A 13,924-nucleotide genomic window follows, 5' to 3' on the forward strand; every position below is an offset into this window, starting at 1 on the left:
CGATGGCAGGGCAATTCCACGTCGATGCCGGGTTCATGCCGCTCTTCGACAGTGCCGTGCTGATCGCCGCGCGCGAAATCGGCTTTGCCGAGCGCGAGGGCGTCGATCTGACGCTTCATCGCGAGACGTCATGGGCCAACATACGCGACCGGATCGCGATCGGGCATTTCGACGTCGCGCACATGCTCGGGCCGATGCCGATCGCGTGCAATCTCGGCCTGACGCCGCTGTCTTCGGATACGATCGTGCCATTCGCGCTCGGGCTCGGCGGCAACTGCATCACCGTATCGAATGCGGTCTGGGAAGGTATGCAAGCGCTGGGCGCCGAGCCCGACCTCGACCCGATGAAGGCCGGCGCGGCACTGCGCGGCTTCATCGCAGAGCGATCCGCTGCGGGTCGCGACCCCCTGCGCTTTGCGGTCACGCATCCCCATTCGGGGCACCATTACGAACTCGGCTACTGGCTTGCGGCCTGCGGCATCGACCCGCGACGCGACGTCGACATCGTCATCGTCCCGCCTCCCTTCATGGCCGATGCGCTGGCGGCCGGCCGCATCGACGGTTACTGCGTCGGAGAGCCTTGGAACAGCGCGTCCGTCGCGCGCGGCACCGGTCACATCGCGACCGTCAAGGCGGCGATCTGGAGGAACAGCCCCGAAAAGGTGCTGGGCGTTCGCAAATCCTGGGCGGAAGATAACGACGCCGGTCTCGCCGCGCTTTTGCGCGCGCTTCATCTGGCGGCGCGCTGGTGTCAGGACCCACGAAATCACGCAGATTTGGCGGGCCTGATGGCGCGGCCCGAATTTCTCGGACTGCCGCCCGACATGCAGATGCCGGTGCTGAGCGGCCAGTTGAATGTCGGAGACGGCATGCTGCGCCGGGTCGAAGACCTTTTCGTCCCGTTCGACAAGGCAGCCAATTTTCCTTGGAAGAGCCACGCATTGTGGTTCTACACTCAGATGGTCCGCTGGGGGCAGATCGAGCACAGCGCCGCCCATGCACAGATCGTCCGCGAATGCTATCGCCCCGATCTCTATCGCGCGGCACTGAAGCCGCTCGGCGTCGCGCTCCCGGGCGCGAACGCCAAGGTCGAGGGCGCGTTGAAGACGGCAACGCCCGTCGGGTCCGCGGGCGCGAGCCTCGTGCTCGGACCGGACGGCTTCTTCGACGGCCAGATGTTCGACCCCGACCGCATCGAGGATTATATGGCCAGCCAGCAGGCCGCCACGTCGGTTTGACTCATACTGCATTGCACAATTCGTGTGCGTTTGCCTCGTCGCCATGACCATGATTTCGCCTGAGCCCATTCCGACCTGCGGGCACTAGAGCGATAAGTGCCTGAACTGACAGGCAAACCCGCCAACCATCCGATTGGCACGCATCCTGCTTTTATAAAAACGAGGTCCTGCAGGACCGACCAATCCGCGTCCAATGACGGGCGCTCCATAATGGCAACGCCGCCAACAGGAAATGATCCGGTCTCAGCACCGGCGCTCATTCTTCCAGTTGGCGGCGTTTTTCGTTTCCGGGGCTCCGGCCGCAACGAAGAACAGGGGAACTGACGCAATGACCATCGAGACCAGGCGCTTCGAGACCGGCATCGACCGCCGCGGCTTCATCAAGGGCGCGACGGCCACCGCAGCATTGCTGACGGCGGCACGGCAGCTCTTTCCCTCCGGCGCCTATGCGGCCGCATCCGGGCCGGAAGTCACCGGCGCCAAGCTCGGCTACATCGCGCTCACCGATTCCGCGCCGCTGATCATCGCCAAGGAAAAGGGCCTGTTCGAGAAATATGGCGTGCCGGATGTCGAGGTGCTGAAGCAGGCCTCCTGGGGCGCGACGCGCGACAACATGGCGCTCGGCGGCGAAAGTGGCGGCATCGATGGCGGCCACATCCTGCGCCCCAAGGTGCATCTCTATTCGTCCGGTTCTGTGATCCAGAACAACCAAAAGCTGCCGATGTACACGCTTCTGAACCTCAACGAGGACTGCCAGGGCATATCGGTCGCGCAGGAATATGCGGACACCGGCGTCCAACTCGATTCGGGTGCGTTGAAGGACGCTTTCGCCGCCAAGAAGGCAGCGGGCAAGCCGGTCAGCGCCGCCATGACGTTCCCCGGAGGCACGCACGATCTGTGGCTGCGCTATTGGCTGGCCGCCGGCGGCATCAACCCGAATACCGATGTCGACGTGATCGTGGTGCCGCCGCCGCAAATGGTCGCCAACATGAAGGTCGGCAACATGGACGTGTTCTGCGTCGGCGAGCCGTGGAACGAGCAGCTCGTTCACCAGAAGATCGGCTTCACCGCGCTGACGACCGGCGAATTGTGGCACCGGCATCCCGAAAAAATTCTCGGCATGCGCGCCTCCTTCGTCGACGCCAACCCGAACGCCACGCTCGCGATCATGATGGCGACGATGGAAGCCCAGCAATGGTGCGACCAGATGAAGAACAAGCAGGAGATGGCCGAGATCGTCGGGCGTCGACAGTGGTACAACGTGCCCGTCGACGACATCATCGGCCGCATCAAGGGCGACATCAATTACGGCAATGGCCGCACCGCCGAGGGCACCGATCTCCTGATGAAGTTCTGGGGCGAGAAGGGCGAAACGTCCTATCCCTGGAAGAGCCTCGACACCTGGTTCATGACCGAAAACATGCGCTGGGGCTATTTCCCGGAATCGACCGACATCAAGGCGATGGTCGACAATACCAACCGCTCCGACCTTTGGCTCGAGGCGGCCAAGGGCATCGGCCTGACGGACCTGCCATCTGGCGACAGCCGGGGCGTCGAGACCTTCTTCGACGGCAAGGTCTTCGATCCGGCCAATCCCACCGCCTATCTCGACAGCCTCGACATCAAGGCGATCGCCTGATCCCGCGGCCGGCGCCCAGCCGCGCCGGCCCGCCTCCCCTCGTTTGAAAGGCCAGCCCATGTCCATGCCAGCCGCCAAGAGCGACGTCGTCGTCGCCGGCGAATTCAAGACCCGCCCCGCGACCGTCGTGCCTTTGGCCGTCGCGCCGCAAAAGCGCTTCGACGTCGCGGCGATCGCCGCGAGCGCCATCCAGAACATCGTGCCGCCGATGATCGTGGTGGCGATCCTGCTAGCCATCTGGCAGGTCGCGTTTTCCGACCCGGGCGCCTCGCTGCCGCCACCCTCGGAGGTGTGGGCGCAGAGCAGGGACCTCATCGTCGAGCCGTTCTTCGTCTACGGCTCGCAGGATATCGGGCTCGGCTGGCGCGTTCTCGTCTCGATGGAGCGCGTCGCCTACGGCTTCGGGCTGGCTGCCATCATCGGCATCCTCGTCGGCGCGCTGATCGGCCAGTCGGTCTGGGCGATGCGCGGCCTCGATCCGATCTTCCAGGTTCTGCGCACCGTACCGCCTCTGGCGTGGCTGCCGCTGTCGCTGGCCGCGTTCCTTGATTCCGGGCCGTCCGCGATCTTCGTGATCTTCATCACCTCGATCTGGCCGGTCATCATCAACACCGCCGTGGGCATCCGCAACATTCCGCAGGACTATCGCAACGTCGCGCGCGTGCTGCAGCTCAACCAGGTCGAGTTCTTCTTCAAGATCATGGTGCCGGCCGCCGCGCCCTACATCTTCTCTGGCCTGCGGATCGGCGTCGGCCTGTCCTGGCTGGCCATCGTCGCGGCCGAAATGCTCACCGGCGGCGTCGGCATCGGCTTCTTCATCTGGGATGCGTGGAACTCGTCTCGCCTCACCGACATCATCGTCGCGCTGGTCTATATCGGCCTCGTCGGCTTCATGCTCGACAAGCTGGTCAGCTTCGTCGGCACCCTCGTCACGCGCGGCGCGGCGGTCAACTGAAGGAGCACCGGCCCATGTCCGCCTATCTCAAGCTCGACTATATCGGCAAGAGTTTCACCCGCGGCGCGCAGTCGACCGAAGTGCTGCGCGACATCCGCCTGACCATCGAAAAAGGCGAGTTCGTCTCGATCATCGGCCATTCGGGCTGCGGCAAGTCGACCTTGCTCAACCTCGTCGCCGGCCTGACGCCGGTGACCACCGGCGCGGTCCTCCTGGAAAACCAGGAAGTGAATTCGCCGGGCCCGGACCGTGCGGTGGTGTTCCAGAACCATTCTCTGCTGCCCTGGCTGAGCGTCTACGAGAACGTCAATCTGGCCGTCTCCAAGGTCTTCGCGGGCAGGAAATCGAGGGCCGAGCGCCACGAATGGATCATGGACAATCTGAACCTCGTCCAGATGGCCCATGCAGCCGACAAGCGCCCGTCCGAGATTTCGGGCGGCATGAAGCAGCGCGTCGGCATTGCGCGAGCGCTTTCGATGGAGCCCAAGATCCTGCTTCTGGACGAGCCGTTCGGCGCGCTGGATGCCCTCACCCGCGCGCATCTGCAGGACCAGATGATGGAGATCCATGCTCGGCTCGGCAACACCGTCATCATGATCACGCATGACGTGGACGAGGCGGTGCTTCTGTCCGACCGCATCGTGATGATGACCAACGGCCCCGCCGCAACCATCGGCGAAGTGCTCGACGTACCGCTGGACCGCCCGCGTGCGCGGATCGGCCTTGCGAGCGACCGCACCTACCTCAAATGCCGCGAGGCGGTGTTGAAGTTCCTCTACGAACGCCACCGCTTCGTCGAAGCCGCGGAATAGGATTTCCCATGACACAGAAACTCGTCGTCATCGGCAATGGCATGGCACCCGGCCGAATGCTGGAAAATCTGTTAGAGACGGCACCCGGCGCCTACGAAGTGACGATCTTCAATGCCGAGCCGCGCGTCAATTACGACCGCATCATGCTTTCCCCGGTCCTTTCCGGCGAGAAGAGCTATGACGACATCGTCATCCATGGCGACGGCTGGTACATCGACAATGGCGTGACGCTCTACAAGGGCCACCGCATCGTCGCGATCGACCGTGCGGCCAAGACCGTGACCTCCGACAAGGGTGTAACCGAGAACTACGACAAGCTCGTCATCGCCACCGGCTCGGTGCCCTTCATCATCCCGGTGCCCGGCAAGGACCTGCCCGGCGTCCTCACCTATCGCGACCTCGACGACGTCCATGCGATGATGCTTGCCGCGCAGTCGCGCGACAAGGCCGTCGTCATCGGCGGCGGCCTGCTCGGCCTCGAAGCCGCCGCCGGCCTCAAGGCGCGCGGCATGGACGTGACCGTGCTCCATGTCATGCCGACGCTGATGGAACGCCAGCTCGATCCGGCGGCCGGGTATCTCCTGCAGAAGGCGCTGGAAGCGCGCGGCATCGAAGTGCTGACCAGGGCGAACACCAAGGCCATCATCGGGGACGGCAAGGTCGAAGGTGTGGAACTGGCCGACGGCACGATCATTCCGGCGACGCTCGTCGTCATGGCGGTCGGCATCCGTCCGAACACGGCGCTCGCGAAGGATGCCGGACTGGAAGTCGGGCGAGGCATCGTCACCGATGACAAGATGCTGACGTCGGACCCGGACATTTTCGCGCTTGGCGAATGCGCCGAGGTCGGCGGCAATGTCTACGGCCTCGTCGCGCCGCTCTATCAGATGGCGCGGATAGCCGCGGTCGGTCTTGCCGGCACAGGCCAAGACCGGTTCGTCCATTCCGAAACGCCGACGAAGTTGAAGGTGACGGGCATCGATCTCTATTCGGTCGGCGATTTCGCCGATGGCAAGGACCGCGAGGAGATCGTGCTTCGCGACGCATCGGCGGGCGTCTACAAGCGCGTCATCCTGCGCGACGACCGCATCATCGGCACCGTCCTTTTCGGCGACACGGCGGATGGCGGCTGGTTCGCCGACCTGCAGAAGAAGCAGACCGACATCTCGCAGATGCGCGACACGCTGATCTTCGGGCAATCCTTCCAGGGAGGCCCCTCCGCGGACCCTCTGGCAGCCGTTGCGGCGCTCTCGGATGATGCCGAGATTTGCGGCTGCAACGGCATTTGCAAGGGCCAGATCACCAGCACGATCACGTCGAAATCGCTGACCACGCTCGATGGAGTGCGTGCGCACACCAAGGCATCCGCCTCGTGCGGCACCTGCACCGGGCTCGTCGAAAAGCTGATGGTGCTGACGCTGGGCGACGCCTACAACCCCGCCGCCGTCACGCCGATGTGCGGCTGCACCGATCTCGGCCATGACGATGTGCGCCGCCTGATCGTCGCCAAGGGGCTGAAGACCATTCCGGCCGTCATGCAGGAACTGGAGTGGAAGACCTCGTGCGGCTGCGCGAAATGCCGGCCGGCGCTGAACTACTACCTCGTCTGCGACTGGCCGGCCGACTACGCCGACGACTACCAGTCGCGCTTCATCAACGAGCGTGCCCACGCCAACATCCAGAAGGACGGCACCTATTCCGTCGTGCCCCGCATGTGGGGCGGGATGACGTCGTCGAAAGAACTGCGCGCCATCGCCGACGTGGTCGACAAGTTCAGTATCCCGGCGGTGAAGGTGACCGGCGGGCAGCGCATCGACATGCTGGGCATCGCCAAGGAAGATTTGCCCGCCGTCTGGGCCGATCTGGGTCAGGCCGGCTTCGTCTCGGGCCATGCCTATGCCAAGGGTCTGCGCACGGTGAAGACCTGCGTCGGCACCGACTGGTGCCGCTTCGGAACGCAGGATTCGACCGGCCTTGGCATCCGCATCGAAAAGTTCATGTGGGGATCGTGGACGCCGGCGAAGCTCAAGATGGGCGTATCCGGCTGCCCGCGAAACTGCGCCGAGGCGACATGCAAGGACATCGGCGTGATCTGCGTCGATTCCGGCTTCGAAATCCATTTCGCAGGCGCCGCCGGGCTCGACATCAAAGGCACCGAAATCCTCGGCCAGGTGAAGACCGAGGACGACGCGCTCGTCCACATCGTCGCCCTGACGCAGATGTATCGCGAGCAGGGGCGCTATCTCGAACGCATCTACAAATGGGCGAAGCGCATCGGGGTGGCCGAGATCCGTCGCCAGATCATGGACGATGCCGACAAGCGGCAAGCCTATTACGAGCGCTTCGTCTTCTCCCAGAAATTCGCGCAGGTCGATCCGTGGGAGGAGCGCGTCTCGGGCAAGGACAAGCACGAATTCCGTCCGATGGCGACGGTCGGTTATGCGCAGGCGGCGGAGTGACATGATGATCTGGACGACAATCGGCTCGACCGACGACATTCCCCGCCGTGGAGCGCGCTGCGTGGCGACGCCGCAGGGCAAGATCGCGGTATTCCGCACTGCGGACGATCAATTCTATGCCATCGACGACCACTGCCCGCACAAGGGCGGGCCGTTGAGCCAGGGCATCGTGCATGGCGCGGCGGTTACCTGTCCGCTGCACAATTGGGTCATCTCGCTCGAAACCGGCAAGGCGCTCGGTGCGGACGAGGGTTCGGTCCGCACGATCCCTATTCGGGTCGAAAACGGCGCGCTTCTGATCGCGCTCGACGCGCAGCTCCAGGCCGCCGAATGACGACGGTGAAAACGACCTGTCCCTATTGCGGGGTGGGCTGCGGCGTGGTCGCCGAAACGGCTCTCGACGGCACGACGAGCGTAAGGGGTGACCCCGAGCATCCGGCGAATTTCGGCAGGCTCTGTTCCAAGGGCTCGGCGCTCGGCGAGACGCTCGGCCTCGATGCCCGGGTTCTCGAGCCGGAGATGAACGGCCGCCCGGTCGGCTGGGACGCGGCACTCGACCATGTTGCGCAGCGCTTTACCGACACCATCGCCAAGCATGGCCCCGATTCCGTCGCGTTCTACGTCTCCGGCCAGTTGCTGACCGAGGATTACTACGTCGCCAACAAGCTGATGAAGGGCTTCATCGGCTCGGGCAATATCGACACCAATTCGCGGCTCTGCATGGCGGCATCCGTCGCCGGCCACCGTCGCGCTTTCGGCGAGGACATCGTTCCGGGGATCTATGCGGATTTCGAGGAGGCAGACCTCGTCGTTCTGGTCGGCTCCAACACGGCATGGTGCCACCCGATCCTGTTCCAGCGCCTGCTCGCTGCCCGCCGCGAGCGCGGTACGAAGATCGTGGTAATCGATCCGCGACGCACCGCGACGGCCGCCGATGCCGACCTGCATCTGGCGGTGAAGCCTGGCACGGACGTGCTGCTCTTCAACGGTGTGTTGGCACATCTCGCGCGCGCGAATGCGCTCGACGGCGCCTATATCGCCGCCCACACAAACGGCTTCGATGCTGCTTTGGCACTCGCCCAAGCGGATGCATCGAGCATCGCCAAGGTCGCCCTCGGCTGCGATGTGGATGAAGGCGATCTGCGCACATTTTTCGACCTTTTCGCGGCGACCGAACGCACGGTCACCGTCTACAGCCAGGGCGTCAACCAGTCCGCGCATGGCACAGACAAGGTCAATGCGATCCTGAACTGCCATCTCGGGACGGGCCGCATCGGCAAGCGAGGCGCGGGGCCGTTCTCGGTAACGGGCCAGCCCAATGCGATGGGCGGGCGCGAGGTCGGCGGGCTCGCCAACCAGCTCGCCGCCCATATGGCGTTCGAAGATGCTGGCGCGGTCGACCACGTCGCGCGGTTCTGGAACGCCGCGCGGATGGCGACCAGACAGGGCCTCAAGGCGGTCGACATGTTCGACGCCGTCGCGGCGGGGAAGATCAAGGCGATCTGGATCATGGGCACCAATCCGGTGGTCTCGATGCCCGATGCCGCACGCGTGCGGGCCGGCCTGAAAGCCTGCGACTTCGTCGTCGTTTCCGACGTTACGCGCACCGACACGACGCGACTTGCCGACGTTCTGTTGCCGGCCGCGGCCTGGGGCGAAAAGGACGGTACGGTCACCAATTCGGAACGCCGCATCTCGCGCCAACGCAGCTTCATGCCTTTGCCCGGCGCCAGTAGGCCAGACTGGTGGATCGTCTCGCAGGTGGCGCGTCGCATGGGCCTCAGTGAGGCCTTCGCCTATGAAACGCCGGCTGCGATCTTTCGCGAGCACGCCACGCTGTCGGCCTTCGAGAACGAGGGCGCGCGGCTGTTCGATCTCGGCGGCATGGCCGACATGTCGGATGAAAACTACGATTCCATGCAGCCGGTGACATGGCCGGTGCGCGCCGGCGACAAGCCGAGCGACGGGCGCCTGCTTGGCGACGGACATTTTCCGACGCAAGACGGCCGCGCGCGCTTCGTCGCCGTGCGGCAGGAAAGCCCGGCACTGCCTGTTTCCGCTGCGCATCCGCTGGTGCTCAACACCGGCCGCCTGCGCGACCAGTGGCACACCATGACCCGCACCGGCGCGGTGCCACGCCTCATGGCGCATGCGCCCGAGCCCATGGTCGATATCCACCCGCAGGATGCGCAGGCGTCCGGCATCGCCGATGGCGACATGGTGCGCCTCGACAGCCCGTTCGGCAACGCGCGTGCCCGCGCCCGGATCACGCCCGACCAGCGTCCCGGCGAGGCCTTTCTGCCAATGCACTGGAGCGGCCATTTCGCCGCCAATGCCGCTGCCGGCCCGGTATCGAACCCCAGGACGGACGCCTTTTCAGGCCAGCCCGAGCTCAAGCATGTGCCGATTGCCGTCACGCGCGAGGCGATGGGCTGGGCAGGCTTTCTGATCACGCGGCGTGACCTCCGGCCGACCGGCTTCGTCCACTGGAGCCGGCGTTCTGTTGCCGGTGGCTGGCTCTACGAACTGACCGGTCCGGAGCCCGCCGATCAGGGCATCCTGCTCTGCCAGCGCCTGCTCGATTCCGTCCCGCACAATGCCATCACCGACTATCGCGACCGCAAGAGCGCGCAATATCGGGCCGCCGCGCTCGATGCGGCAGGCATCCTCACCGACCTGCTTTTCGTCGGCGCCTCCCCGCAACGCGACTGGCTGCTGGCGCTCTTCGCCGACGACACGCCACTGCCTGCCGATGCACGGCGCGCGCTCCTGTCGGGTCGTTCCGCCGTCGCGATGCCCAGCGTCGGGCGCATCGTCTGCTCCTGCTTCAATGTCGGCTTCAACCAGATCGTCGATGCAGCGGCCTCGGGCTGCGCCAGCGTCGACGCGATCGGGCAGACCATCAAGGCCGGAACGAACTGCGGCTCGTGCCGCTCCGAAATCAGGGGAATTCTCGATGCAGGACGTCTCCAGGCGGCCGAGTGAACGCAAGCCCGCACGGATCGGAGCGCTGTCCGTCCTGCCGGTCTTCCTGTCGCTGCACGGCGAGCACGCACTCGTCGCCGGCGGGTCTGAACCCGCCGCATGGAAGGCCGAGCTTCTGGCCGCTGCCGGTGCAAGCGTCCATCTCTATGCACCGGCGGAAGAGCTCTCCGATCTCTGCCGCGACCTGATCGCACAAGGGTCGATCCTGCATCACGACCGACACTGGTCGATAAACGTGATTCAGGGTGCAGCACTCGCCGTCCTCGACACTGCGCATCGAAGCGAAGCGCAGGCATTCGTCTGTGCCGCGCGGGCAGCCGGCGTGCCGGCAAACGTCATCGACCAGCCCGAATTCTGCCAGTTCCAGTTCGGCACCATCGTCAACCGCTCGCCCGTCGTCGTCGGCATTTCCACCGCGGGGGCAGCGCCGATCCTCGGGCAGGCCGTCCGTCGCCGCATCGAGACGCTGCTTCCGGCCTCGCTCGGTGCATGGGCGGCGCTGGCCGACGGCATGCGCCAAACCGTGATGACAAAGCTTGGGCCAGGCGCCGAACGGCGCCGCTTCTGGGAGCGCTTCGTCGACCGCGCCTTCGGCCCTGCCCCGACATCGAGCGACGCTCATGAACTCGCATCCAGCATCGATCGCGTCGCGAAAGGCACGAATGCGACTGGCCGCGTGACGCTCGTCGGCGCCGGCCCCGGCGATGCCGAACTCCTGACCCTCAAGGCCGTGCGCGCGCTTCAGGCGGCAGACGTGATCCTGTTCGACGACCTCGTCTCCGACGACGTTCTGGAGCTGGCTCGGCGCGAGGCGAAGCGCATGCTGGTCGGCAAGCGCGGCGGGCGCGAAAGCTGCCGCCAGGAGGACATCAACGATCTGATGGTGAAGCTGGCGAAGGCAGGCAAGCATGTGGTGCGTCTGAAATCGGGCGACCCGATGATCTTCGGCCGCGCCGGCGAGGAGATCGAACGGCTGGACGCGGAGGGAATTCGCGTCGACATCGTGCCGGGCATCACATCGGCGCTCGCCATGGCGTCGGCCCTCGGCGTCTCGCTCACGCATCGCGACTGCGCGCGCTCGGTGCGCTTCGTCACCGGCCATTCGCGTAGCGGTGCGCTTCCCGAGGACATCGACTGGAAGGCGGTCGCCGACCCGGCCGCGACCACCATCTTCTACATGGGTGGCCGCACGGCAGGCCAGATCGCCTCGCGCCTGATGGACGGGGGACTGCCGCTCTCGACGCCCGTCGCAATCGCCACCTGCATCTCCCGGCCGGAACAAACCCTGCGCCTGACGAGCCTCGAACACCTGGCGACGACGATGCGGCAGACGGATCTCGCCAGCCCGGTCATCATCGGCGTCGGCGCCGTTTTCGCGCGTCGCCGATCCATGGTTCACGCACAGGGCGAGCTGGCCGTCGTCGCTTCCTGACGTTCACACCCAATTGGTTCGACCGAAGAGCCCCGCTTCGGCGCGTGGACGTGCTTGCGGCACCGCGCTCCGGCACGCATGCCTCGCACCAGCTTCGAAGCGAAGAATGGTCTGGAACACTGAGGTCCGCGCCCCGCGCGGCCATGAAATTAACCAGTTGTTAACCATTCTTGCCTACACCGAAACAACCGAAAATTAACCAAGATGACCAACGTGTTAACCCAAGCCCGGCCGATCCGCCTCAAGGGTCGCTCCTTTCTTGCGCTGGTACTGACCCCCGAACTTCCCTTCGAGGATTGGGTGGTTCGTCTCGACGATCTGGCCGCGCGCTCGGCGGGTTTCTTCCTTCGCCGCCCCATCGTCCTCGACGTCAACGGCCTTGCGATCGACCGCGCGCAATTGCGCGAAATGGTCGAGATGCTGGCGACACGCAACGTGCGGATCATGGGCATCGAGGGCGCCCGCCCGTCCTGGCTTGATTCGGCCCTGCCGCCCGCTCTCACCGATGGACGTGCGGCCGCCGATATCGAGGCGCCGGCGGCAAAGGCCGACGAGACGCCGGCCGAGGACGAAGCGGACGCGCCGGCAGTCGATCAGACTGCGCATGAGGTCAGGGGCGCGCCATCGCTGATGGTCACCCAGCCGGTGCGCTCGGGCCAATCGGTCATCTTTCCGGAAGGCGACGTGACGATCGTCGGCTCGGTCGCATCGGGGGCGGAAATCGTCGCCGGTGGATCGATCCACGTCTACGGCACACTGCGCGGCAGGGCGATGGCCGGGACGATGGGCAATGCGACGGCGCGCATCTTCTGCCGCAAGCTCGAAGCCGAGCTGATCGCTATCGACGGTTTCTACAAGACGGCGGAAGACATGGAGCCGGGCCTGCGCGGACGAGCCGTGCAGATCTGGCTTGAAGGGGACAAGATCGTGGCGGGAACACTGGGCTGAGGCGATGGAACAGGAGAGGTCAATGGGCAAGGTAATCGTGGTGACATCGGGCAAGGGAGGCGTCGGCAAGACCACGTCGACCGCAGCTCTCGGCGCGGCGCTGGCACAGGGCGGCGCCAAGGTGGTGGTCGTCGATTTCGACGTCGGCCTGCGCAATCTGGATCTGGTGATGGGTGCCGAACGGCGCGTCGTCTACGATCTGGTCAACGTCATCCAGGGCGACGCGAAGCTGACGCAGGCGCTGATCCGCGACAAGCGGCTGCAGACGCTCTATCTGCTTCCCGCCTCGCAGACGCGCGACAAGGACAATCTGACGCCCGAGGGCGTCGAGAAGGTCATCACCGCGTTGCGCAAGAATTTTGATTGGGTCATCTGCGACAGCCCGGCCGGCATCGAGCGCGGCGCGACCCTCGCCATGCGCCATGCCGACATCGCCATCGTCGTCACAAATCCCGAAGTGTCGTCGGTGCGCGATTCGGACCGCATCATCGGCCTGCTCGATTCCAAGACGGTCAAGGCCGAGCGCGGCGAGCAGATGGAAAAGCACTTGCTTCTGACCCGCTACGATCCGGCACGCGCCGAGCGCGGCGACATGCTCAAGGTCGACGACGTGCTCGAGATTCTGTCGATCCCGCTGCTCGGCATCATCCCCGAGAGCATGGACGTGCTGCGCGCCTCGAATGTCGGTGCGCCGGTCACGCTCTCGGACGATCGCAGCGCCCCGGCGCTCGCCTATTTCGATGCCGCGCGCCGGCTGAACGGCGAGACCATCCCCGTCACCGTTCCGGGCGAAAAGCGCGGCTTTTTCGGCAAGTTCTTCGGAAGGAAGGCGGCATGAGCATTTTCCGTTTCTTTTCCAAGCCTACTTCCGCACCCGCCGCCCGCGAGCGGCTCCAGGTCCTGCTCGCCCATGAACGTGCTTCGGCGGGCGATTCGGAACTCGTCACCGTGCTCCGCGACGAAATCCTCGCCGTCATCGCCAAGCACATGCAGATCGACAGCGACAAGGTGAACGTCACCATGGAACGCGGTCTGCAGATGTCCACGCTCGCCGTCGATGTCGAGATCCCGTTCGACGCGGTGAAAAAGAAGAAGAAGGCGGCCTGACGGCCGTTGACCGAATACCACGCCTCGAAGGACAGGAGAGAAGAGCATGACCCGACTGCAACTCCTCGAACGGCTGAAGACGCTGCAACAGATGCCGCCGCATACGAAGCGCGACATCACCACGGTCAGCGCCATGCTCTCCACCGAAGCCCTCACGCGGCATGTCGAGCTGTGCGAAATCGCAGCCGGTGCGCCGCCGATGACCGGCGGTCGGCCGCAGACGGGATCGGCCGGCACAAGCCTCAGGGCCTGAATTCCAGGTCCATCGCAATCCGAAAGCCACCCGGCCGTCGAGCACCGCCTGGTGGCTTTCCCGTTTCGTGCGCCTTGCTGTCGCATACGGCGGTAT

12 protein-coding genes are annotated in these 13,924 nt (G+C 65.1%); all 12 read left to right on the forward strand.

What is annotated here, in order from left to right; translation table 11 throughout:
* Positions 1-2: 2 nt before the first annotated feature.
* The 12 genes from ALII_RS0109735 (at position 3) to ALII_RS22775 (ending at position 13,828) form a co-directional block, all read left to right on the forward strand.
* On the forward strand, positions 3-1,238 hold the full coding sequence (locus ALII_RS0109735; RefSeq protein WP_024587129.1) for a CmpA/NrtA family ABC transporter substrate-binding protein: 1,236 nt from the start codon (positions 3-5) through the stop codon (positions 1,236-1,238).
* 328 nt (positions 1,239-1,566) lie between these two features.
* Positions 1,567-2,877: a CmpA/NrtA family ABC transporter substrate-binding protein gene (locus ALII_RS0109740; RefSeq protein ID WP_024587130.1), complete on the forward strand. Its 1,311-nt coding sequence runs from the start codon at positions 1,567-1,569 to the stop codon at positions 2,875-2,877.
* A 58-nt stretch (positions 2,878-2,935) separates the two neighbouring features.
* A complete protein-coding gene (gene ntrB / locus ALII_RS0109745; protein ID WP_024587131.1) occupies positions 2,936-3,832 on the forward strand; it encodes a nitrate ABC transporter permease in 897 nt (298 codons plus the stop codon).
* A 14-nt stretch (positions 3,833-3,846) separates the two neighbouring features.
* Positions 3,847-4,644, forward strand: coding sequence for an ABC transporter ATP-binding protein (locus tag ALII_RS0109750; RefSeq protein WP_024587132.1), 798 nt, complete (start codon positions 3,847-3,849; stop codon positions 4,642-4,644).
* 8 nt (positions 4,645-4,652) lie between these two features.
* Complete coding sequence (gene nirB / locus ALII_RS0109755) at positions 4,653-7,103, forward strand: nitrite reductase large subunit NirB (protein ID WP_024587133.1); 2,451 nt, start codon at positions 4,653-4,655, stop codon at positions 7,101-7,103.
* A gap of 4 nt (positions 7,104-7,107) precedes the next feature.
* Positions 7,108-7,437, forward strand: a complete 330-nt coding sequence (nirD, locus tag ALII_RS0109760; protein WP_024587134.1) for a nitrite reductase small subunit NirD — start codon at positions 7,108-7,110, stop codon at positions 7,435-7,437.
* The gene (locus tag ALII_RS0109765) at positions 7,434-10,088 is read left to right on the forward strand and encodes a nitrate reductase (RefSeq protein ID WP_024587135.1); all 2,655 of its coding nucleotides are present in this window, start codon (positions 7,434-7,436) and stop codon (positions 10,086-10,088) included. Before nirD ends, ALII_RS0109765 begins: the two co-directional genes overlap by 4 nt.
* Entirely contained in the window at positions 10,060-11,520 is a 1,461-nt protein-coding gene (gene cysG, locus ALII_RS0109770) for a siroheme synthase CysG (protein WP_024587136.1), read from the forward strand. The genes ALII_RS0109765 and cysG overlap by 29 nt, the downstream gene beginning before the upstream one ends.
* A 204-nt stretch (positions 11,521-11,724) precedes the next feature.
* The gene (gene minC / locus ALII_RS0109775; RefSeq protein ID WP_024587137.1) at positions 11,725-12,468 is read left to right on the forward strand and encodes a septum site-determining protein MinC; all 744 of its coding nucleotides are present in this window, start codon (positions 11,725-11,727) and stop codon (positions 12,466-12,468) included.
* Positions 12,469-12,490: 22 nt separating this feature from the next.
* The gene (gene minD, locus ALII_RS0109780) at positions 12,491-13,306 is read left to right on the forward strand and encodes a septum site-determining protein MinD (protein ID WP_024587138.1); all 816 of its coding nucleotides are present in this window, start codon (positions 12,491-12,493) and stop codon (positions 13,304-13,306) included.
* Complete coding sequence (gene minE, locus ALII_RS0109785; protein ID WP_024587139.1) at positions 13,303-13,575, forward strand: cell division topological specificity factor MinE; 273 nt, start codon at positions 13,303-13,305, stop codon at positions 13,573-13,575. The genes minD and minE overlap by 4 nt, the downstream gene beginning before the upstream one ends.
* A gap of 46 nt (positions 13,576-13,621) precedes the next feature.
* The gene (locus tag ALII_RS22775) at positions 13,622-13,828 is read left to right on the forward strand and encodes a hypothetical protein (RefSeq protein WP_024587140.1); all 207 of its coding nucleotides are present in this window, start codon (positions 13,622-13,624) and stop codon (positions 13,826-13,828) included.
* Positions 13,829-13,924 lie beyond the last annotated feature (96 nt).

The sequence above is a fragment of the Aliihoeflea sp. 2WW genome, assembly GCF_000497755.1.
GTDB lineage: Bacteria > Pseudomonadota > Alphaproteobacteria > Rhizobiales > Rhizobiaceae > Aliihoeflea.